Origin of the sequence: Arcticibacter sp. MXS-1, from assembly GCF_041902385.1 — a bacterium.
GTDB lineage: Bacteria > Bacteroidota > Bacteroidia > Sphingobacteriales > Sphingobacteriaceae > Arcticibacter.
In genome coordinates this window covers 2,643,635-2,665,435 of record NZ_CP169244.1, presented here as the reverse complement: position 1 = coordinate 2,665,435, position 21,801 = coordinate 2,643,635, and the positions used below count along the sequence as shown (strand labels likewise).

18 protein-coding genes and 1 pseudogene are annotated in these 21,801 nt (G+C 47.5%); 8 read left to right on the top strand and 11 right to left on the bottom strand.

The genetic code is table 11. From position 1 onward, the window contains the following. Positions 1–225 precede the first annotated feature (225 nt). The 4 genes from ACES2C_RS11570 to ACES2C_RS11555 are packed head-to-tail and all read left to right on the top strand — an operon-like array spanning position 226 to position 4,043. Positions 226–2,661, top strand: coding sequence for a penicillin acylase family protein (locus tag ACES2C_RS11570; protein ID WP_374163266.1), 2,436 nt, complete (start codon positions 226–228; stop codon positions 2,659–2,661). Positions 2,662–2,664: 3 nt separating this feature from the next. Next, positions 2,665–3,018, top strand: coding sequence for a hypothetical protein (locus ACES2C_RS11565; protein WP_374163265.1), 354 nt, complete (start codon positions 2,665–2,667; stop codon positions 3,016–3,018). A gap of 39 nt (positions 3,019–3,057) precedes the next feature. Further along, a complete protein-coding gene (locus ACES2C_RS11560) occupies positions 3,058–3,591 on the top strand; it encodes a hypothetical protein (RefSeq protein ID WP_374163264.1) in 534 nt (177 codons plus the stop codon). Further along, positions 3,555–4,043 (top strand): hypothetical protein, encoded by a 489-nt coding sequence (locus ACES2C_RS11555; protein WP_374163263.1) that lies wholly within the window; start codon positions 3,555–3,557, stop codon positions 4,041–4,043. Before ACES2C_RS11560 ends, ACES2C_RS11555 begins: the two co-directional genes overlap by 37 nt. Before the next feature lie 89 nt (positions 4,044–4,132). Here the strand turns inward: ACES2C_RS11555 and tyrS are convergent, their stop codons facing one another. Next, a complete protein-coding gene (gene tyrS, locus ACES2C_RS11550) occupies positions 4,133–5,416 on the bottom strand; it encodes a tyrosine--tRNA ligase (protein WP_374163262.1) in 1,284 nt (427 codons plus the stop codon). Between the two features lie 122 nt (positions 5,417–5,538). Between tyrS and ACES2C_RS11545 the strand changes: the two genes are divergently transcribed. Beyond that, complete coding sequence (locus ACES2C_RS11545; RefSeq protein ID WP_374163261.1) at positions 5,539–6,000, top strand: NUDIX domain-containing protein; 462 nt, start codon at positions 5,539–5,541, stop codon at positions 5,998–6,000. Positions 6,001–6,215: 215 nt separating this feature from the next. Beyond that, positions 6,216–6,899 carry a hypothetical protein gene (locus ACES2C_RS11540; RefSeq protein WP_374163260.1) on the top strand — a complete coding sequence of 228 codons (684 nt, stop codon included), beginning with the start codon at positions 6,216–6,218 and terminating at the stop codon, positions 6,897–6,899. Here ACES2C_RS11540 and ACES2C_RS11535 read toward each other — a convergent pair. Beyond that, positions 6,883–7,476: a YhcH/YjgK/YiaL family protein gene (locus ACES2C_RS11535; protein ID WP_374163259.1), complete on the bottom strand. Its 594-nt coding sequence runs from the start codon at positions 7,474–7,476 to the stop codon at positions 6,883–6,885. The genes ACES2C_RS11540 and ACES2C_RS11535 overlap by 17 nt on opposite strands. An 87-nt stretch (positions 7,477–7,563) precedes the next feature. Between ACES2C_RS11535 and ligA the strand changes: the two are divergent. Further along, a pseudogene (ligA, locus tag ACES2C_RS11530) lies at positions 7,564–9,578 on the top strand (NAD-dependent DNA ligase LigA). A gap of 200 nt (positions 9,579–9,778) precedes the next feature. Further along, a complete protein-coding gene (gene dapA / locus ACES2C_RS11525; protein WP_374163258.1) occupies positions 9,779–10,657 on the top strand; it encodes a 4-hydroxy-tetrahydrodipicolinate synthase in 879 nt (292 codons plus the stop codon). Between the two features lie 54 nt (positions 10,658–10,711). On the opposite strand, the gene ACES2C_RS11520 is transcribed toward dapA, so the two are convergent. The 9 genes from ACES2C_RS11520 to murD form a co-directional block, all read right to left on the bottom strand. Next, complete coding sequence (locus ACES2C_RS11520) at positions 10,712–10,909, bottom strand: histone H1 (protein WP_374163257.1); 198 nt, start codon at positions 10,907–10,909, stop codon at positions 10,712–10,714. Between the two features lie 283 nt (positions 10,910–11,192). Next, positions 11,193–12,434: an aminotransferase class I/II-fold pyridoxal phosphate-dependent enzyme gene (locus ACES2C_RS11515; protein ID WP_374163256.1), complete on the bottom strand. Its 1,242-nt coding sequence runs from the start codon at positions 12,432–12,434 to the stop codon at positions 11,193–11,195. Positions 12,435–12,627: 193 nt separating this feature from the next. After that, a complete protein-coding gene (gene ftsZ, locus ACES2C_RS11510) occupies positions 12,628–14,259 on the bottom strand; it encodes a cell division protein FtsZ (RefSeq protein WP_374166945.1) in 1,632 nt (543 codons plus the stop codon). 128 nt (positions 14,260–14,387) lie between these two features. Continuing rightward, positions 14,388–15,737, bottom strand: coding sequence for a cell division protein FtsA (gene ftsA, locus ACES2C_RS11505; protein ID WP_374163255.1), 1,350 nt, complete (start codon positions 15,735–15,737; stop codon positions 14,388–14,390). A 21-nt stretch (positions 15,738–15,758) separates the two neighbouring features. Beyond that, on the bottom strand, positions 15,759–16,604 hold the full coding sequence (locus ACES2C_RS11500) for a cell division protein FtsQ/DivIB (RefSeq protein ID WP_374163254.1): 846 nt from the start codon (positions 16,602–16,604) through the stop codon (positions 15,759–15,761). Beyond that, complete coding sequence (gene murC, locus ACES2C_RS11495) at positions 16,597–17,958, bottom strand: UDP-N-acetylmuramate--L-alanine ligase (RefSeq protein WP_374163253.1); 1,362 nt, start codon at positions 17,956–17,958, stop codon at positions 16,597–16,599. Before murC ends, ACES2C_RS11500 begins: the two co-directional genes overlap by 8 nt. 24 nt (positions 17,959–17,982) lie before the next feature. Continuing rightward, the gene (murG, locus tag ACES2C_RS11490) at positions 17,983–19,080 is read right to left on the bottom strand and encodes an undecaprenyldiphospho-muramoylpentapeptide beta-N-acetylglucosaminyltransferase (RefSeq protein WP_374163252.1); all 1,098 of its coding nucleotides are present in this window, start codon (positions 19,078–19,080) and stop codon (positions 17,983–17,985) included. Positions 19,081–19,178: 98 nt separating this feature from the next. Then, a complete protein-coding gene (locus ACES2C_RS11485) occupies positions 19,179–20,348 on the bottom strand; it encodes an FtsW/RodA/SpoVE family cell cycle protein (RefSeq protein ID WP_374163251.1) in 1,170 nt (389 codons plus the stop codon). A gap of 61 nt (positions 20,349–20,409) precedes the next feature. After that, positions 20,410–21,801 (bottom strand): UDP-N-acetylmuramoyl-L-alanine--D-glutamate ligase, encoded by a 1,392-nt coding sequence (gene murD / locus ACES2C_RS11480; RefSeq protein WP_374163250.1) that lies wholly within the window; start codon positions 21,799–21,801, stop codon positions 20,410–20,412.

Sequence of the window (21,801 nt, the reverse complement as noted above, 5' to 3'; positions counted from 1 at the left end):
TTTGTGTACTAATCTATGATTTAACTGAATCCATCTGTTTTGTCTCCCAATTCAGGTCTTTAAAACGACCGGTACATCCAGCTTGTGAGTCGGTTTGAGTAAAACTAAGAGGTGTGCGGCTACTGCCGTACTCTTCGTGTCAAATATAAAGAAATCCCTCAAATTCTGAAGGTATTGTATCCTTAACGTTATTTTATTGCGAAAACGATATATCTTTATACAACCATGAAAACCGTTAAAGCCGCTTTAAGCCTGCTCCCTGCCCTTGCGCTGATCTTTTTGTTTAATACAAAGCTGGGCAACATTCCCCCGATCGGGAAATTCTTCGATCCTTTTCGCGGGTTTTGGAATAACGCAGAAGGAAAGAGCGCGGCAGACGAAACACTTCCGCTTGCTGACGTGCGTGGAAATACAAGCATCGCATATGATGCATACGGAGTGCCGCACATTTTCGCGGGCAATGACTACGATCTCTACTTTGCCCAGGGATATGTGACAGCGAAAGACCGGTTATGGCAAATGGATTTTCAGAGCCGCTTCGCCGGAGGCCGTCTGTCTGAGGTTGTCGGTGACAAAGCCATTGAGCTCGACCGTTATCAGCGGCGCATGGGCATGGTTTTCGGAGCAGAAAATATGCTGAGGGAACTTGAAAAACATCCCAGGATCAAGCAGGCGATACAAGCTTACGCCAATGGCGTAAACGCATACATAAGCCGGGTGCAACCAAAAGACTACCCGCTTGAGTTCAAGATCCTGGATTATAAGCCGGAAGAGTGGACACCTCTTAACACCGCCCTCTTATTAAAGCTGATGTCTTCTACCCTTGCAGGGGGATCGGACGAGCTTTATATGAGCAACGTGCTTAAAAAATTCGGAGCAGCTGTCACCAGCGATCTTTTCCCTGATATTCCATTCCGGAAGGATCCTATTATTCCAGAGGGAACAAAATGGAATTTCAACCCTGTTCCCCTGCCTCTTCCACCTGACAGACAAGCTTCAGCCGGGGGTTTATCAGCGGTGAAAACGCGCATGAAGGACGAGGGCATTGGAAGTAACAACTGGGCCGTATCAGGAAGCAAGACGGCAACTGGCTTTCCGCTTCTGGCAAACGACCCGCATCTCGAACTCTCACTGCCCTCTATCTGGTATCAGGTGCAGCTCGCCGCGCCGGGGACCAACAGTTACGGGGTTTCTATTCCGGGAGCGCCCTGCATTATCATCGGCTTTAACCAACAGGCAGCCTGGGGAGTAACGAACGTGGATGCCGACGTACTCGACTTCTATAAGGTGCGTTTTAAAGATCATACCCACCGCGAATACTGGTACAATAACAAATGGAATAAAACCAGACCGCGCATTGAAAAAATTAAGGTTAGAGGGAAAGCAGACCAAATTGATACAGTTTATTATACACATCAGGGGCCGGTGGTGTATCTGGACAAGCCCCCAGCTTTTTCAAAGGCACAAAACGTGCCTGAAGGGTACGCGTTAAGATGGATCGCACACGATCCCTCGGTTGACGTGGCTACCTTCTACTATCTCAACAGAGCCAGCAACTACAACGACTACCGAAAGGCGCTCACGTGGTATACGGCGCCGGCTCAGAACTTCGTTTTTGCCGACGTCCAAAACGACGTAGCAATAACCGCCAATGGCTATATTCCTCTAAAATGGAGGGGACAAGGCAAATACCTGCTGGACGGCTCGAGGCCTGAAAATGACTGGCACGGCCGGATCCCTGCGGAGCAAAATCCGACGGTAAAAAATCCGCAACGCGGCTTTGTAAGTTCTGCTAACCAACCCTCAACTGATGCCTCGTATCCCTACTACATTAACTGGGAGTTCTCCGGTTATGAGCGAGCCCACAGGATCAACAAGCGGCTCAGCGTAATGAGCGGAGCGACCGTTGACAGTATGAGGGTTTTGCAAAATGACAACTACAGCGTACTGGCAGAAGACATTCTGCCCACCTTACTGCAATGCACCAATGGGGCGAAATTCACTGCCAGTGAGCAGGGCGTGTATGATATCGTCAGACGCTGGAACAAGTATTTCAACGCTAACGAGATAGGGGCTTCTGTCTTTGAAATCTGGCAGAAGAAGCTTTACGACATGATATGGTCTGACGAGTTCGGCAGTGGCGCTGTTCCTATGCGCTACCCCTCGCGCGACCGCACAGTCAAGCTCTTGCTGCAGGAACCCGGTTCACATTGGTTTGATAATGTAAAAACGCCTGGTAAAGAAAGCAGAGAAGAACTTGTTCTGGCCGCATTCAGATTTGCAGCAGACAGTCTGGAGCGACGGTTTGGCCCCATAAGTCCTGAATGGCGCTGGGCCAGCGTGAAGCAAAGCCGGGTAAACCATCTCGCAAAAATTGGAGGCCTGGGCTCTCGTTCGCTCTGGACCGGCGGATCTAAAACCTCTGTCAATGCCCTGGGAGAGAGTCATGGCCCCTCCTGGCGAATGGTAGTCTCGCTGGGTAAAACCACCAAAGGATACGGGGTTTTCCCGGGAGGCCAGTCAGGCAACCCCGGCAGTTCTCATTATGACGACCTGCTCAACACCTGGGTAAGGGGGAAACTGGCCGAGCTCCTGTTTTTCCACTCCCCTGCAGAGCAACAGCAATACATCACTCATTCACTAACCCTTCAAAAGAAATAACAAATGTTAACCCGACTGATACTTCTTGCCTGTCTGGTCCTTCAATTCTTTATGCCCTGGTGGATCATCGGCCCTGTTGCCTTTCTTTTTGCAGCATTCCGCGCCAGGAGGAGCTCCCATGCTTTTAGCTCCGGCTTTAAGGCCGTTGCTCTCCTGTGGACCATCATGTCACTTGTTAAAAGCCTGCCTAACGACAATGTGCTGGCCAACCGCATAGGACAAATGTTCATGTTGCCCGATTGGCGCTTCAACTGGATACTTGTCGTGATGATCTCTGCCCTGGCTGGAGGACTCGTTGCCGGGTTGTCAGCCTTCTCAGGCTACTTCTGGAGGGGCTTCTTACGAAAAGAACATTAATCTGATACTTCGCCCTTTTGATCTGGCTATCTTTGCACTGTGAAAAAAGACCTGCGACAACAAGTATTTTCCATTGCTTCAGAGCAAGAGTTCAACGATCTCGCACTTGCAACTTTCAAGCTGCAGTATGCGGAGAACAGCGTGTACAGATCGTTCGTTCAGGCCTTGAATATGCAAGCCGAAGAGTTAACTGACTTCAGGCAGATTCCTTTCCTGCCTGTGGAATTTTTCAAGACCCACGACCTCTCATGCAGCACAGCGACTCCCGAAATTGTTTTTAGCAGTTCGGGCACTACCGGTATGGTTCAAAGTAAACACCCGGTGCTGGACTTGAGCTGGTATGAAGAGAGCTTTACTAAAGGATTTGAATTTTTCTACGGCGATGTAAGCCAGTATACGATACTTGCCCTGCTGCCCTCTTACCTCGAGCGGGAAGGATCGTCGCTCATCTACATGGTAGACGAGCTGATCAAGGGAAGCGAACAGCCCTTAAGCGGTTATTTCCTGCACAATCACCAGGACCTTTATCAGACACTGTGCGACTTAAAAGAAAAGAAAAAAAGGTGCTGCTGATCGGCGTCACTTATGCCCTCCTCGATTTTATTGAGACTTACACAATAGATTTTCCGGAACTGATTGTGATGGAAACCGGGGGCATGAAGGGGAAACGCCGGGAAATGGTCCGGGCTGAGTTACATCAGATCTTATGTCAGGGCTTTCAGGTACGAACCATACACTCCGAGTATGGGATGACAGAACTATTGTCTCAAGGCTACTCAAAGGGCGAAGGGATCTTCAGCTGTCCGCCCTGGATGCGGGTACTGGCCAGAGATATCAATGATCCCTTGTCGCTGGTAGAAAGCGGCAGAACAGGGGGAATCAACATTATCGATCTTGCTAACCGGAATTCCTGCGCGTTTATTTCAACCCAGGATCTGGGGAAGGTGTACCCCAACGGAAGCTTTGAAATAGCAGGTCGCTTTGATAACAGCGATATCAGAGGCTGTAACCTTCTTGTTCAGTAGCAGCCTCTGATATCGTGGCGCGTCATCCATGAGATATAGCAGCAGGGTAATTGATTCCGGTTGCCTCCGGGACTAATCTTTCCTCCGCTCTATTGAGCAATAAGAAGGAAATAGTTTTTCTTACCTTTCTGAGCAATTATAAATTTATTCTTCACCAGCTGGGAGGCGTTCACGACCTCCGTAGCCCCGCCTACCTTGATCCGGTTGATGGAAACTCCGCCGCCCTGGATCATCTTCCGTGCTTCACCTTTTGATGGAAAAACCTTTGATTTCTCTGCAAGAAGGTCCGCAACGTTCAGCCCTGCCTCGAGCTCAGCTCTTGACACAGGGAACTGCTGCACGCCTTCAAAAACTTCGAGGATTTCCTCTTCACTTAAGTTCTCCAGAAAATCAACAGGGCCATTACTAAAAAGGAACTCTGAGGTATTAACAGCCTTTTGCAGAGCCTCCTCCGAATGAGTACGCACCGTGATTTCCTCTGCCAGAGCTTTCTGCAAAGCCCGCTGATGCGGAGCAGCCTCATGTGCTGCCTCTATCGCCTCGATTTCTTCCTTCGTCTTCAGAGAAAAGATCCTGATCCAGTTCTTGGCGTCACTATCGCTCGTATTCAGCCAGAACTGGTAAAATTTATACGGAGAGGTTCTCTTTGCATCAAGCCACACTGCACCTCCTTCAGTTTTTCCGAACTTGGTACCATCGGCCTTTTTAATCAGCTGGGTAGTGACAGCAAAAGCGTTTCCACCGTCCTTCCGGCGGATCAGTTCAGTACCGGTCACAATATTACCCCATTGATCAGATCCCCCCATCTGAACCATACAACCCTTGTTCTTCCAGAGCCAGTAGTAATCATACCCCTGAACTAACTGATAACTGAATTCAGTGAACGACATTCCCGTTTCGCCTTCAAGCCTCTTTTTAACCGAATCCTTGGCCATCATGTAGTTGACGGTAATGTGCTTTCCTACATCGCGAATAAAATCGAGAAAATTGTAGTTCTTGAACCAGTCGAAATTATTTACCATCTCGGCACTGTTGGCTCCGCAATCAAAGTCGAGGAATTTCTTAAGCTGATTCTCTATAGATGAGACGTTATGCCGCAGTACATCCTCCGACAGCAGATTCCGTTCAGCCGACTTGCCTGACGGGTCGCCCACCATGCCGGTTGCTCCGCCAACCAGTGCAAACGGTTTGTGCCCGGCGCGCTGAAAATGTATCAGCGTCATGATCTGAGTGAGATGACCTACATGAAGAGAGTCTGCCGTTGGATCAAAACCGATATAACCAGAGGTCATCCCTTTATTCAGTTCTTCCTCGGTCCCGGGCATCATATCCTGAAGCATGCCTCTCCAGCGCAGTTCTTCTATAAAATTCATCGTCTGAAAATGTGTTGTGGTCTGCAAAGATAGAAACTTGTTAAATATATGAGGGCACATTCGGCGTGGAGCACTCAAAAACTCCCTAAAACCGGGGCGTGTTCTGGCTGTTATAAGCACATATGGCAGACGTTAAGATTGTAAACCAGGAAACACTTTCAAACAGCAAATACAGACTGGAATTATTTGAGATAGAGACCACCCAAAATGGCCAGACTGAAACTCAAAAGCGCGAAATTTATTTCCGGCCCGCTGCAACTACCATTCTTCTCCATGACCCGGAAAGGAAGACAGTTTTACTTACGCGACAGTTCCGCCTGCCCGTGTATCTGAGCAGAAAGCGGCCGGAGCTCATTATAGAAGCGTGTGCGGGACTGATTGACGATGGAGAACTTCCCGAGCACGCTATTGTAAGAGAAGTGGAAGAAGAGACCGGCTACAGGATCTCTGAAATCAGACAAATCGCAGAAGGCTTCAGCTCTCCTGCGTCCTTTATGGAATATGTTTACTTCTTCACCGGGATCTATTCCCAGGATTTGAAAGTGAACGAGGGGGGCGGAAAAAAGAAGAAGGAGAACATATAGAGCTGGTGGAAGTTCAGGCAGCTGAAGCGCGCCGCATGCTTGAACGCGGTGAAATTCACGATGTTAAAACAATCGTACTTCTTCAGCATGCTGTAATTGCCGGCATCATTTAACGCTAAGCGTCTGCACCCCATGCACCCGAAAGGCATCTCCACCGTGCGAAGTGGGTGAATATCGCTATATTGGCAGAGGAGGACCGACGAGCTGGAGGAACCATGAACTTTCTATCGCATTATTACTTTGACCGGCACATATCCGACCCAGAACGGATTATGGGGATGGTATTGCCTGATCTCGTCAAAAATGCAAAGAAGGAATGGAGCTTGCGACCGGAGAAAGCGCCGGAACGATTTGAAGACAACTATAGATTGCAGCATTTGCTGGCTGGCTGGAAGCGCCATCTGGAAGTTGATAAACACTTCCATTCGTCTGACTTCTTTTGCAGGCACACACAGAATATAAGGGCTCAGATCAGCCCTTTTTTAGTCACATCAGAGGTACGCCCCTCCTTCGTGGCGCATATCTCTCTGGAACTGATGCTCGACAGCCTCCTGCTAACTGAGGACATCATCACCACCAGCAGGTTCTACCAGTTTCTTGCAGAGACAGACCGGCCGGCGCTCAACCGCTTCCTGCAGCTCAATATGATTGCGGATACCGAGCCCTTTTTTCGTTTTCTCGACGAGTTCATCAGCTCAAAATACCTCAACAGCTACAGCGAACCAGGACATATCACCTATGCAGTTGGCCGGATTTGTATGCGGATCTGGCCCGATCCCTTTACCGAAACTCAAAAGCTGCAGCTCACTGCGGTACTCCTGCCCTACCTTGAAAAATTGACAACGGAGTTCATGCAGATCTTTGATGAAATCGAAAAGCGGCTTACTCCGTATACCTGATTTTCACTACGATTTTTTTCACCGCAGGATCGTCGTCCATCTTGATATTGGGGCGGTGGGCATCAGACGGAAAAAAGAGATAAAAAGTGCCCGGGCCTGCTACATAGTACTTCCCTTCGGCCTCGTAATTTGCTACGTCTTTAGCAGGATTATACGGAACAAGCACCTTCGCTTTTGACACCGGGACAATGCCCATTTTTTCTTTTCCCTTGTACGTATACTGGAGGTCTATCAGCTTTTTATGCGATTCCCATTTTGTTTTATCAAAATCACGCATCGGGCTCACCGTCACATTCACATAAACGTTGTCGCCATCAACCGGATAACGACCCGGGGCAATAGAATCAAGATTAGTATTTTTGAGAAAGGCAAAAGCCTTATCCCACCATGCCTTATTCATGGCATACTGCCGCTCAAATTCCTTCCGGTCGATCGTTTGATGCGGTCCGGCCTTCATTCCATTGTACCAGGTCCCGCTTTTGAACCATTTTGCTGTTTGCTTTTGGGAAGAGCATGCGCCAAGTGCCAGGGATAAAGACAAAAGCAGAACGCCCTGTCTTATACTATTTCGTTTCATTTCTATAATTGTGAAAGCGGCAATATTAACAATTTTGATAAAGGCTTGCTCCCATCTTTAATTTCCTAAAAACGTATCTTCGTTCCTATGTCGCTAGATGATATTAAAGAACGGATGGACGCGCTGGTAAAAGAACTGAACCAGCATAACTACAACTATTACGTACTCGCTCAGCCCTCTGTATCTGACTATGAATTTGATAAGAAACTGGAAGAACTTGCAGAGCTGGAGAAACAGCATCCTGACCTTCAGGATCCGGAGTCGCCTACACAGAAAGTGGGTGGAGAGATCACCAAAGAATTCAAAACGGTGCGACACAGGTGGCCCATGCTCTCACTGGGCAACACATATAGCGAACAGGAGCTGCGCGAGTTTGACGAACGCATACGCAAGGCTATTGGCGACAACTTTGAGTATGTTTGCGAGCTGAAGTTTGACGGGCTGTCCATGAGCCTGACGTATGAGAAAGGAAAGCTTTCAAGAGCAGTAACACGCGGCGACGGCACCCAGGGTGATGATGTAACATCGAATATTAAAACGATCAAAAGAATCCCTTCTACGGTAAAAGGGACAGGCTACCCCGATAATTTCGAAATAAGAGGCGAAGTGTTCATGCATAGAGCGGCATTTGAACGGCTCAATGCGGAACGGATCAGGAATAACGAAGTTCCTTATGCCAACCCGCGTAACTTCGCTGCCGGAACGGTGAAACTGCAGGACTCCTCGGAGGTGGCCCGGCGCCCTCTTGACTGTTTCCTCTATTTCCTCTATACTGAAAAGCGCTTATTCAAAACTCACTGGGAGAGCCTTGAGGCGGTCAGGGATTGGGGATTCCATGTCTGCGAGCATAACCGGCTATGCAAATCCATCGAAGAGGTCCTTGACTTCATCCATTATTGGGGAGAGAACCGCTTCAACCTCAGCTACGACATAGACGGAATAGTTCTGAAGGTTAATAACTATGCCCAGCAGGAGGAGCTTGGCTTTACGGCCAAGTCCCCCGCTGGGCAATCGCCTATAAATACAAGGCCGAAGAAGCAGAGACAATACTTGAGAGCGTCAGCTACCAGGTGGGCAGAACGGGTGCTGTTACACCGGTGGCTAACCTTAAACCTGTGTTGCTGGCAGGAACTACAGTAAAAAGGGCAACCCTGCATAACGCCAACGAAATTGCCAGGCTCGACCTTCACGAGGGCGACACCGTGTTTGTTGAAAAAGGCGGAGAGATCATACCGAAGATCACTTCCGTCAACATGCTGAAAAGGAAACCCGAAAACAGGAAAATTATATATCCCGCTAACTGTCCTGAATGTGGCAGTGACCTCGTGAGGAAAGATGGGGAAGCGGTTCATTATTGTCCCAACGATGAGGGCTGCCCTCCGCAGATCACCGGAAAGATCCAGCACTTTATCAGCAGGAAAGCCATGAACATCGAGGGCCTTGGAGATGAGACGGTTGAAGCCTTATACAAAAGGGGGCTGATTGAGCACATCAGCGACCTGTATGTCCTGTACGACAAAGTCGACCAGCTGAGACAAATGGAGCGGTTTGGCGAAAAATCCATAGCCAACATGCTCGACGGAATCGAACGGTCCAAGCAGATGCCTTTTGAGAAGGTATTGTTCGGTCTGGGTATTCGCTATGTAGGCGAAACCGTCGCCCGTAAAATCGCAGCTTATTTTAAGAATATTGACAGTCTGATGAGTGCAAGCTATGACGAACTTACGGCGGTTGATGAGATTGGCGGACGCATTGCTGAAAGCCTTATCTCGTATTTCCAGGATCAGCGGCACATCGAACAGATTGAACGGCTGCGGGAAGCCGGACTGCAGTTTGTTGCAGAGGAGAAAGAGGTAGTACGTGCCGGCTCTGCTCTGGAGGGGAAGACGTTCATCATATCGGGCGTGTTCGCCAATTTCAGCCGCGACGAACTAGCTTCATTGATCGAATCAAACGGTGGTAAGATCCTCAGCAGTATTTCCGGCAAGCTTAATTACCTCGTGGCGGGCGAAAACATGGGCCTCTCCAAGCTGGAGAAGGCTAAAAAGCTGAATATCCCTATCATTTCTGACGACGAGCTACTGGAAATGATCAAAGCGTAGACAAAAGGAACTACCCATTGGACTCTTTGGGAGTGGGAGGAAACGAGCCCCTGTTGTTCCTGGCTGCGCAAACACACACAGACTTTCAGGAAATGAAGGGTGATTAGAAAAGCGACAGGCTTTCGAGCAAAAAGTAAGGAAATAGAATTAACTTAGCGCGCTTCTTTGGGAGCATATCAAGCTAAAAGTAACGGAGGAAAATGGACAGATTTTACGGAACCGGGGTAGCATTGGTGACCCCTTTTTATGCAGATGGTTCCATTGATTTTCAGGGATTAAAAAAACTAATAAATTTTCAGATTGAAGAAGGCGTTGAATATCTCGTATCCCTGGGTACAACCGGGGAATCGGCCACACTAACTAAAGATGAGAAAAAGGCAGTTTGGGAGTTTACTGCAGAAGCTGTGGCCAAACGGGTGCCGCTGGTAGCAGGCATCGGCGGTAACTCCACTCACGAAGTAGTAGACAGCATCAGGAACTTCGGCATCAGCGGGTACGATGCAATCCTCTCTGTTTGCCCCTACTACAACAAGCCCAATCAACAGGGCATATACCAGCACTATAAAGCAATTGCAGAGGCATCTCCACTTCCGGTGATGCTATATAACGTCCCTGGACGCACCGGAAGCAATTTATCGGCCGACACCACTCTCCGCCTGGCGCACGACTTTGCAAACATCATTGCAATCAAAGAAGCCTCCGCTAATTTTGACCAGTTCAACACTGTTCTCAGAGACAAGCCGGAGTCCTTTCTATTTATTTCAGGAGATGATCCTCTCACCCTGCCTTTGATCTCTATGGGCGCAGCAGGAGTAATTTCAGTAGTCGGCAACGCTTTGCCTGCCCGGCTTGCGAACATGGTCAGACTTTGCCTTGAAGGAAGGTTCAAAGAAGCGCTTCCCGACCACTTCGCCCTTGTGAGGCTCATCCGTCTTCTTTTTGCAGACGGAAGCCCGGGAGGAATAAAAGCGGCATTAAGTCACCTCGGAGTTTGCTCCGACACGGTTCGTCTTCCTCTGGCAGGTGTTTCAGCAGATGTAAGGCACCAGATTGAACAGGAGATCGACAAATTAAGATAAAAAAAGCCCCCGGTATTGGCAGTATCGGGGGAAATTTCTTTTTAAGGCAGGTTTCTATTTCTTTTCAGCTACGCCATTCTTGGCTTCCTGAATTTCCAGACGGATTGCCTGCGCCAGATTCTTCACATCCTGTAAGCCCTTTCTTACACGTGTTCCTGCAGCGCTGTTCCCCTTGTTATAGAACTTTTCTGCGTCGCCTTCAATGCCTGCAATCAGACTTTTAAGCTCATTAAATCTCTCGATGTTTGCCATTGCAATTTAGTTTAGTTTTCCTTTCTAATGTTAGTTTTTAGCTCATTGGAGAAGCTTTAAGCTAATGTAAACCCTTTTTAGATAAAAAAAATTTATTTAACAAAAAAGATCATGAACTGGAAGCCCAAACGGGAGGGTACAAGCAGATTGAAGGTCGTTTGTTACCCTTAGAAGCGCTGAAGCGAGCATAGAAGTCGCGAAAAGCAAAAAAGCTATGTTTGATGCAAGAAACGCCACCGGCACTTTCTCTCATCAAACATAGCTTCGTTATTAAGTATTAGTATCAGGCTACTACTACGTTTTGTTCTTTATAGTATCCGCTTTTCAGCTTCTCGGAGACTTCAGAGAAGGCATCGAGCGTCGTCTGAACATCTCCCAGCGTATGAGCAGCGGTAGGGATGATACGAAGCTCCATTAAGCCCTTGGGAATTACCGGATAGACGACAATTGAACAGAAGATCCCGTAATTTTCGCGAAGATCCATTGTCACAGCAGTAGCTTCATTCAACTCGCCCTGAAGGAATACCGGGGTCACCATGGTATTCGTTACACCGAGATTAAATCCTCTTTCACGAAGCCCGTTCTGGAGCGCCATGGCTATCGTCCAAAGCTTTTCCCTTAGCTCGGGGCAGTTCTTTAATAGCTCCAGACGCTTCCTTAAACCTACTACCATTGGCATGGGCAGTGATTTAGCAAATGTCTGAGAGCGCATATTGTAACGAAGATAGTTCACAATTTCCTCGCTGGAGGCAACAAACGCACCTATACCGGCCATTGACTTGGCGAAGGTCCCGAAGTAAACATCTATGCCGTCAATGCAGTCCTGCGCTTCATGTGTACCGGCGCCGGTCTTTCCCATCGTTCCGAAACCGTGCGCATCATCAATAAGCAAACGAAACTTAAACTCCTGCTTTAACGCTACTATTTCTTTCAGCTTACCCTGCGCGCCCGACATGCCAAACACGCCCTCTGTGATCACCAGAATACCACCGCCAGTCTGCTCAGTTAACCTCGTAGCACGTTCTAATTGCTTCCTGCAGCTCTCTATATCATTATGCTGATACACAAAACGCTTACCCATGTGCAAGCGTACACCGTCTATGATACAGGCGTGCGACTCGGCATCATAAACGATAACGTCGTTACGATCAACCAGAGTATCGATGATCGAAACCATCCCCTGGTATCCATAGTTCAAAAGAAAGGCATCCTGCTTGCCAACAAACTCAGCCAGGTCTTTCTCAAGCGCCTCATGATGGTTGGAATTGCCTGACATCATTCTGGCACCCATCGGATAAGCAAGGCCATATTCTGCAGCCGCTTTTGCATCGGCTTCGCGAACTTCCGGATGATTAGCAAGGCCCAGGTAGTTGTTCAGGCTCCATACCAGATGGTCCTTACCACGAAATTTCATATGTGGAGCTATCTCTCCCTCCAGCTTTGGGAAAGCGAAGTAACCATGCGCCATCTTCTGGTGCTGGCCTATCGGCCCCATATTCTTTGAGATCTTATCAAATAAATCCAATTTGTATAGTATTTAAGTTATTACTCGGATAAAAGTGCAAATTTAACAATTTTATAGCGTGTATCTAATTAATATACAGCTTAGTGTTTAAAACACATTATGGCCCCGCTAAGAAAAAGTAATGAAGCAGCGCGGCCTGGAAACAAAAAAAGCCCTTACGGAATGCGTAAAGGCTTTTTTTGTTTCGACCATCTTAATCTACATTATCATGTAAAAAAGAATTATTAGGCCTTATCTCTGTCATTCCCTCTTCGTTTGACAAGGTGAACCTTGATATCTGAGATTCAGAAGAGTGAGGAACTTGCTGAAGCGCCATTTGCTTTCTCTTGTACGCAGGCTCATTTTCGAGTTCCTGAAGACCATTGACTGTGCGAAGCTTCATACTTAAGTCTTTCAGCCGCAAGATGCGTTCTCTCGATTTACGCAGCTGCTCTTCGATCGACTCATCGGTCTTATTTGCATCCGGATTATATGCAACCGGCTCTGCTGGCTGTTCTGCAGGAGCCTCAGGCTCTGCAGGGATATGCATCGGAGCGGCAGGCTCATTAAATTGAAATTCAGACTCAGTGATTTTAAGGTCAAATTCAAAAGTTGGCTCAGGACGGGCCGGCTCTTCTTCCTGTAAGGTATGTCTGATTACCTTTGGTTCAACGGATTTCTTCTCTTCAGCTCTTTTACCGAAGAGGCCTCCGAACAGATCAGCCTGCACCTGAGCCGAGAACTTTGGCGACTCTTTCTCCTCTTCTTCCTGAGCTTCAGGCTCTGCCTGTGCTTCAATAAAAGCATTAACCGGTCTTACCATTGGAGCATCTTCCGGGGTCAGGATTGACACCTTTCTCTGATTGCTCTTCTCAATATCCCGCTCTTCCTTAGTCTGGAAGCCGGTAGCGATAATGGTTACCGAAAGCTTATCACCGAGTGACTCGTCTACGCAGTTACCCCAGATTAAGTCGGCCGCCAGTCCTGCCTCTTCCTGAATATAGTCCGTGATGATGCTCACTTCATCCATCGACACTTCCTTAGAACCGGAGCTGATATTAAGTAAGATATACCTTGCACCTTCAATCTCATTATCCTTCAGCAATGGAGAGGCGAGCGCGCCTTCCACCGCACGCAGAGCACGGCTTTCACCTTCGGCAGAGTAGCTTCCCATGATAGCCACGCCGCTATTGTTCATTACGGTGCGCACATCCTTAAAATCTACGTTGATATAACCAGGTATCGTGATGATTTCAGCGATCCCTTTAGCAGCAGTTGTCAGGATATCATCAGCCTGTGCGAAAGCGGCACTTAAGGTCAGGTTACCGAATATCTCCCTCAGCCGGTCATTTGAAATAACCAGATAAGAATCTACATACTTCTTTAACTCCTCTAATCCTTCTTCCGCCTGCATCTTTCTCCTCTTCCCCTCAAAAGAAAATGGAGTAGTAACGATACCAACCGTTAAAATATCAAGCTCCTTTGCTGCCTTTGCTATAATAGGACTCGCGCCAGTTCCGGTACCACCACCCATTCCTGCAGTTATGAATAGCATCTTGGTCGTACTGCCCAGCATCCTTTTGATGTCTTCTATATTTTCGATAGCAGAATTCTTTCCCACTTCAGGCATCGACCCGGCACCCATCCCCTCGGTGAGACTAGCCCCCAGCTGAACCTTATTCGGAATAGGACTCAACTCCAATGCCTGGGCGTCTGTATTACAAATGATGAAGTCAACACCTGTAATTCCCTGCCTGTACATGTGATTTACGGCATTACCTCCGCCGCCACCAACACCAATTACTTTAATAATTGATGATTTCTCTTTTAACATTTCAAACTGCATATCGTTATTAATCAATCAAGTAGATTTGAAGTTATGATACCTGTTTACCTGTTGTAATATTAACTCTTTTTGCACATTAGTTTTCCACAATTGTTAAGATTGTGGAAAACTATTTATTTGTGGAAAAATCACTTAATATAATCTTCATCCTTAATGTCGTCCTTAATAAATCTCGCCCCAGTCTGAAGCAGTTTATCAAACAAACCAAAGCTTTTCTTAGCCTTTTCAGGCTGCGGCTTTTCTACAAACACCCCTGGCTGCTTCATCATTTCTTCCATTTCTTCAGCCTTGCAAATTCCCTTGATCAGAAGACCAATACCTGTCGCGTAGAGCGGGCTTTTTAGATCATCATACAAGTTCTTCGGAAGCACTTCATTCTTTGCAAGGTGCTCATTCGGATATCCTACCCGGCAATCAAGCCCGGTCACATACTCAACCAGCTGGGGCAAATGTTTGAGCTGCGCACCACCTCCAGTGATCACAATGCCGGCAATCAGCCTTTTCTCATACCCCGAGGCCTTAATCTCGTAGTAAACATGCTCAATGATCTCTTCCATTCTCGCCTGAATTACATAAGCGAGGTTCTTAACAGAAATTTCTTTAGGCTCACGTCCGCGAAGACCGGGTACACAGATGATCTCGTTTTCCTTATTCTCATCGGCAAGCGCTGACCCGAAACGGGTTTTCAGCAACTCGGCCTGATTCCGCATAACCGAACATCCCTCCCGGATATCCTCGGTTACACTGTTACCGCCGAACGGTATTACTGCCGTATGCCTGATAATCCCTTCATGAAAGATCGCAATGTCAGTAGTGCCGCCGCCAATGTCGACGAGTACCACCCCAGCTTCTTTCTCTTCTTCGCTCAGCACCGACTCAGAAGATGCAAGAGGCTCGAGAATAAGCTCCTGAGTCTCCAGCCCCGCGTTTCTCACGCACTTCAGAATGTTTTTCACGGCACTCACGTGACCGGAGATGATGTGGAAGTTTGCCTCCAGGCGAACACCAGCCATCCCGATGGGATCTTTAATGCCCGGCTCGTTGTCGACCGTAAATTCCTGAGGAAGCACATGAATGATCTCCTCCCCGGGAGGCATTACGAGCTTATACATATCTTCGATCAGCTTATCGATATCCTTACGCTGAATTTCGTTTTGAAGATCCTTTCTGGTAAAAATACCCCGGTGCTGAAGGCTTTTGATATGCTGCCCCGCTATACCGACATTTACGATTTTTATATCGACGTTAGACTGAGCACTTGCATCTTCAACCGCCGTCAAAATGCCCTGTACTGTCTTTTGTATGTTCGATACTACCCCACGTGTTACCCCCGCCGATTCAGTCTTTCCGATCCCAAGTATTTCTATCTTTCCATGACCGCTTCTGCGACCAACAATCACGCAAATTTTTGTTGTTCCTATATCTAAACCCACTACTATAGGAGAAGTCTTTGATGATGTAGAAGTACCTTTTTCCATAACTTAAGGTTTGCTTTTAATTTATTTCAATATTTTTTGTAGTATCTGAATGGGGGCTATTACAGCCGGGGCTTTGATTTGATTACTATCGCTCATACTTTTCTCACAAATTATTTGGTTCGAATACTTAATATTTATTGTCTTGTATGCATCCCAGCCCACGGCAGGTATAGCCTTTTTGTAAAAGATCAACAGGTTATTCAGCTTCACGTCGAGTGAGTCAGCAGTGCCTAAAACGATCTTATGATTCCCCACTCTCGGAATAAGCTCAATCTCTTTCTGCTCATTGACATACATCTGTTCTATCTGATCCTTCCATAGCACGTCATTTCCCATAAAGGTGGCGGCCTTAAAAAGATCTTTCGCTACCGAAGTTCTCAACGTATCTATTCTCCCCGAAAACCCCTCCATGATAAAGCCGTTTGCAACCAGGACATTGGGCGTATAATTAACAGACGACGGAATCTTATATCCCTCCCTATCCACATAGAAATCCTGATTTGAATAGTTAAGGATACGCAGTACCGGCTGACGCTGATCGACTTCAAGATGCAACACCCCGTCCATATCTCCGTAAACCCTTGCCTCCCGGATATAGGGATTGCTCTTCAGCGCTTTCTCTATGGCATGGATATTAATCTCATTCATGGGCATCCCCACTAACGTCCCTGCATTCTGGCTCACCAACTGACTCACGTCGTTGCGGTCGATAAAGCTGGACGTCCCCGGAATAATGATCTTGATCTCTCTGCAAACCTGTCCCGACTTCTTAACACTGATAAAACTCATCAGTGTAACCAGTCCGGAGAGACAGAGCACCCAGGCCACAACAAACAATACCGCCTTCCAGTTTATCCGCTTAAGCATTCCCGTAAAGCTTTTTTAAAGGTTCTACCAACGTATCAATGTCTCCGGCGCCTGCTGTAATTAAAAGCTCGGGCCTTCGCGTCTTCATACATTCCAGCAATCTGCCCTTGGTGCACAACTCTTTGTTCGTTCCTGATATTCTCTCCAATATCATCTCAGAGCTCACGCCAGGAATAGGCAACTCACGGGCCGGGTATATATCAAGCAAGACAAGTTCATCTGTCATACTCAGCACCTCTGCAAACTCTTTTGCAAAGTCCCTCGTCCTTGAATAAAGATGAGGCTGGAATATCATGGTGAGCCTCTTTTCAGGATAAAGCCTCCTGGCTGCAGCTATACAGGCGCGCAGCTCTTCAGGATGATGGGCGTAGTCGTCAATATACACCATCGAGTCGCTCTTTACTACGTATTCAAACCTGCGTTTCACTCCCCCAAAGCACTCTACAGCGCTCCTGATCTTTTCGGGATCTACTGAAAGCAACAGCGCCGCCTGTATGGCCCCTACTGCGTTCTCTATATTATGAAGTCCGGGAAGGGGCATCCTGATCCCGGCTATTACGGTTGCGCCGTTATCAAAGTCAAAAACGAACGCACCATGCTCAACCCTCACATTTTTCGCCTGCGCGTCTGCATCACTACTGGCAGAATAACTGATATTCCCCTGTACCTCCAGCCCCTGGCGACAAATCGATTTTCCGTTCTTCTTCAGCTGCCCGGCAAAAGCCCGAAATGATTCAACAACACTGTCAGCACTCCCATAAATATCAAGATGATCGGGATCTATAGAGGTAATAACAGCAATATCCGGGTGCAGACGCAGAAACGAACGATCGTACTCGTCTGCCTCTACAACCAAAGTCTGGTTGTTGCCAAACAACACATTTGTATTATAGTTAGACGATATACCTCCAAGAAAAGCCGTGCAGTCATAGCCGGAATGCTTTAGTATATGAGCAATAAGCGTGGATGTCGTCGTCTTTCCGTGTGTTCCTGCTACAGCAACTGTAAACATCCCCCGGCTGATTACGCCCAACACCTCCGATCGCTTCAGGAGAATAAACTCATTACATCTGAAATAGTTTAGCAGCTCCGAATCAGAAGGAATAGCCGGGGTATAAACAATCAGGACGCTCGAATCAGTCTTACGAAAATCAGTACTGAGAGACAAAGGGCTGTCTTCAAAGGACACAGCTATACCTTCGCTAATCAACTGCGAGGTCAGTTCTGTTGAGGTACGATCGTATCCGCATACGACACATCCCCTTTTGTGAAAATATCGGGCAAGCGCACTCATGCCGATACCTCCAATCCCTACAAAGTAAACCCTCTTAATGCTCTCTAGTTCCATGATCATCCAATGTCTTTCTTTCTCAATGGATTATTTTGCTATCTTAAACACTTCCCTTGCAATCACCTCGTCGGCGTCAGGCAAGGCAAGCGCTCCAATGGTGCGACTTAATTCCTCACACTTTGAAGTATCCTTTAAAAGTCCAAGCACCACATCAGCCAGCTCCTTTTCAGCCCGGTCGTCTTTTACGAGAATGGCAGCGCCCTTGTTCACCAGGGAAAGCGCATTCTTTGTCTGATGATCTTCTGCCACATTAGGCGAAGGCACCAGGATAACAGGTTTCTTCACTACGCAGAGCTCAGCTATTGTGCCAGCCCCGGCCCGTGCAACAATCACATCTGCTGCAGCATAAGCCAGATCCATTCTGTTCAAAAACTCTGTGATCTTCACGCTTGGTCCTGCCGTATCACCTATCTCCTCCTTGACCGACTGATAATAATATTTTCCCGTCTGCCAGATCACCTGCACGTCCTCTGACATAAACCTGAACATTCCGGCCAGCATGCTTCTGTTTAATGTTCCGGCTCCAAGGCTGCCGCCCGTCACCAGAATGGTCTTCTTGTCAGGCGAAAGCCCGAACGAAGAGAGCGCCTCTTCCCTCTTCCCTTCAATGCGGACCGAGTCCTTGCGAATTGGATTTCCGGTCAGCAGAATCTTATCGGCCGGAAAAAAGCGGTCCATACCGTCGAACGCAACGCAGATGCGCTCTGCCTTTGCTCCCAGGCGCTTATTTGTCAGCCCCGCATACGAGTTCTGTTCCTGTATAAGGTAGGGAATGTTCTCTCTGCCGGCAGCGTGCAACAGCGGACCTGAAGCGTAACCTCCTACCCCAACAGCGGCATCCGGTTTAAAGTCCCTTATCAGAGCCTTTGCTTTTGCCAGGCTCGCAAGGATTTTAAAAGGCAATAACAGGTTCTTCAGTATCGACTTTCGCTGGAAGCCCTGTATCGGCAGCCCTTCTATTTTATAGCCAGCAGCAGGAACCTTTTCCATTTCCATCCGGCCTTTTGCACCTACAAACAATATCTCCGTTTCCGGATCTATCCTTTTCAGTGCATTGGCAATCGAAATCGCAGGGAATATATGCCCCCCGGTACCGCCGCCACTTATAATAATCCGCTTTGCCATACTGACTACTTTTATTAAAAGCTCCGGCCATTAAAGCCTTCACCTCTCTTTGCCTATAACTCTAATCTATTATGTCTTTAAATTTTTCTGCCCCTCAATTAGGCCATTGCTGGTATTTCACCAACAACCACCTTCTTCTCTTTACTGTCCTTCTTTTTCTCTTCTATATCTCTGCTTACACTCAGAATAATTCCAAAAGCGACGCTCGTGAAGAGGATTGACGTCCCTCCCATACTCACCAGCGGCAAAGGCACACCAGTCACCGGCCCTAAACCCACAGCAACAGCCATGTTCGCAAAGGCCTGGATGGTGAGACTAAAACTCAGGCCCGCCGCCAGCAAAGCCCCGAAGGCCTTTGGACTCGCCGTTACAATCAGAACACAGCGGTACAAGAACACCAGGTAAATGATAACGAGGATTAAGCCTCCAAACAGCCCATACTCTTCGATGATCAGGGCGTATACGAAGTCGGAATAGGGATGCGGCAAAAAGTTTCGCTGCGTGCTGTTCCCCGGGCCTTTCCCAAGGAAGCCGCCAGTAGCAATCGCAATTTTTGCCTGATTCGCCTGGAATGATTTATCCGGATCTGCTTTTTCCGGATGCATATACGTTTCTATACGCGAGGCATAGGTCTTTCTTCTTGGTCCCAGGAAGATGACTCCCGTCAGCAGCACAATACCGCAAAGACATACGATAGCGATCTGTTTTATACTGATCCGTCCGATGATCAAAAGCAGGATGCTCACGCCGAACAGCATTAACGCCGTGGAGAGGTTAGCCAGCGCGATCAAAATGAACACTACTGAAACCGAACCCATAATGGGCAGAAAAGCTTTCTTGACATCCTTGATGCTTTCCTGCTTCTTAGTCAGCGTCCTTGCCAGGAAAGTGATCAGAGCCAGCTTTGCTAGGTCAGACGTCTGAAAAGTCTGATTGATAACCGGAATGGTCACCCATCGGTTTGCCTCGTTCACAGAAGCACCAAAGATCAGGGTATATAACAACAGGGGAATCGTTAAGATCATCAGCACCTTTGAAATTCCCGCATAGTAACGATAATCCAGCTTGTGCGAAAAATACATCAATGCAAGCCCCCCAACAATCATTACCAGGTGTTTGATCAGGTACTGCTCTGCAGATTTATCATTCTTATAAGCGATCGTGCCGGTAGAACTGTACACCGCCAGTAATGACCATACCGAAAGCAGGATCACGATCAGCCAGATCCACCGGTCGCCCTTCGTTTTATTAAGTATGCGATTCAACATAAGCTTAAACTCTCTCAGTATTTAACGATTACTATTTTTTCGATCCTCCGACGGTCAACCTCTACAGGTCCCTTACCGCCGCCTTAAACTGCTCGCCTCTGTCCTCGTAATTCCGGAAAAGGTCGAAGCTGGCGCATGCGGGAGAAAGCAGAACGGTATCCCCCTTCTTTGCAAGATGATAAGAGATCTCCACTGCTTCCTTTGCCGAATAGGTATTAACTATCACCTCTACATCTTCCTCAAATGCCTCATGTATCCTTTTGTTGTCCTTGCCCAGGCACACGATCGCTTTCACCTTCTTCTTCACCAGATCCTTCAGCATTGTATAATCATTCCCCTTATCTACGCCGCCCAGAATAAGGATCACATCTGAGTTCATACTCTCCAAAGCGTACCAGGTTGAATTCACATTAGTCGCTTTCGAGTCGTTCACAAAGTCGATTCCAGAAATACGGCCTGCATGTTCCAGGCGATGCTCAATATTGCGGAAGTTACCCATGCTTTCACGGATAGATTCCTTTCTGAGATCTAAAACCTTGGAAACAATACCCGAGGCCATCGAGTTGTAGATGTTATGTTTTCCCTGCAGTGCTAATTCTGTTATAGACATGTTAAATGATTCTTCTGTTTCCAATTTTATTTTAATTTCGTTATCTGTCAGCCACGCTCCTTTTTCCAATTGCCTTTGTATTGAAAATGGATAAGATGTGGCTTTTATCTCGTGCCGTTCAAGCCCCTTTAGAGTTTCGGGATCATCAATACAATAGATGAACACGTCATCAGCTGTCTGATTCTGCGCAATCCTGAACTTTGAATCCACATACTTCTCCATCTTATACTCATACCTGTCAAGATGATCAGGAGTGATGTTCAGAAGTACCGCTATATCTGCCTTGAACGCGTACATGTCGTCAAGCATAAAGCTGCTAATCTCGATGACATAAACATCAAAACTTGCTTCGGCTACCTGCCAGGCAAAGCTTTTCCCTATGTTCCCCGCCAGACCCGCATTAACACCGGCATTGCGAAGAATGTGGTAGATCAGGGATGTTGTGGTTGTCTTTCCATTGGAGCCCGTAATACAAATCTTCTTCGCATCCGTATATCGTCCCGCAAATTCTATTTCCGAGATAACCGAAACTCCCTTCTCCCTTAGCTTCTTAATTATGGGAGCTTTCTCAGGGATACCCGGACTTTTGATAATTTCGCCGGCGCTCAGAATAACCTGTTCGGAATGCTTATTTTCCTCATAAGGGATTCCCCTTTTTTCCAGCTCCGCCTTATAAGGCTCCGATATTGGTCCGAGATCTGAAACAAACACATCAAATCCCTGCTTCTGTGCCAATATTGCCGCACCAGTGCCGCTTTCAGCCGCACCAAGTACCACAATTAATGGCTTCTTTCCTTCTGCAGGAAAAACACCAGATCCGGATATGTTTTTCGATTGGTCCAT

Bases quoted from the DNA above. Each gene is read 5' to 3' on its own strand.
- ACES2C_RS11570 (WP_374163266.1), top strand. From the start codon at position 226: ATGAAAACCGTTAAAGCCGCTTTAAGCCTGCTCCCTGCCCTTGCGCTG.
- ACES2C_RS11565 (WP_374163265.1), top strand. From the start codon at position 2,665: ATGTTAACCCGACTGATACTTCTTGCCTGTCTGGTCCTTCAATTCTTT.
- tyrS (WP_374163262.1), bottom strand. From the start codon at position 5,416: ATGAATTTTATAGAAGAACTGCGCTGGAGAGGCATGCTTCAGGATATG.
- ACES2C_RS11545 (WP_374163261.1), top strand. From the start codon at position 5,539: ATGGCAGACGTTAAGATTGTAAACCAGGAAACACTTTCAAACAGCAAA.
- ACES2C_RS11540 (WP_374163260.1), top strand. From the start codon at position 6,216: ATGAACTTTCTATCGCATTATTACTTTGACCGGCACATATCCGACCCA.
- ACES2C_RS11535 (WP_374163259.1), bottom strand. From the start codon at position 7,476: ATGAAACGAAATAGTATAAGACAGGGCGTTCTGCTTTTGTCTTTATCC.
- dapA (WP_374163258.1), top strand. From the start codon at position 9,779: ATGGACAGATTTTACGGAACCGGGGTAGCATTGGTGACCCCTTTTTAT.
- ACES2C_RS11520 (WP_374163257.1), bottom strand. From the start codon at position 10,909: ATGGCAAACATCGAGAGATTTAATGAGCTTAAAAGTCTGATTGCAGGC.
- ftsZ (WP_374166945.1), bottom strand. From the start codon at position 14,259: ATGCAGTTTGAAATGTTAAAAGAGAAATCATCAATTATTAAAGTAATT.
- ftsA (WP_374163255.1), bottom strand. From the start codon at position 15,737: ATGGAAAAAGGTACTTCTACATCATCAAAGACTTCTCCTATAGTAGTG.
- ACES2C_RS11500 (WP_374163254.1), bottom strand. From the start codon at position 16,604: ATGCTTAAGCGGATAAACTGGAAGGCGGTATTGTTTGTTGTGGCCTGG.
- murC (WP_374163253.1), bottom strand. From the start codon at position 17,958: ATGATCATGGAACTAGAGAGCATTAAGAGGGTTTACTTTGTAGGGATT.
- murG (WP_374163252.1), bottom strand. From the start codon at position 19,080: ATGGCAAAGCGGATTATTATAAGTGGCGGCGGTACCGGGGGGCATATA.
- ACES2C_RS11485 (WP_374163251.1), bottom strand. From the start codon at position 20,348: ATGTTGAATCGCATACTTAATAAAACGAAGGGCGACCGGTGGATCTGG.
- murD (WP_374163250.1), bottom strand. From the start codon at position 21,801: ATGGACCAATCGAAAAACATATCCGGATCTGGTGTTTTTCCTGCAGAA.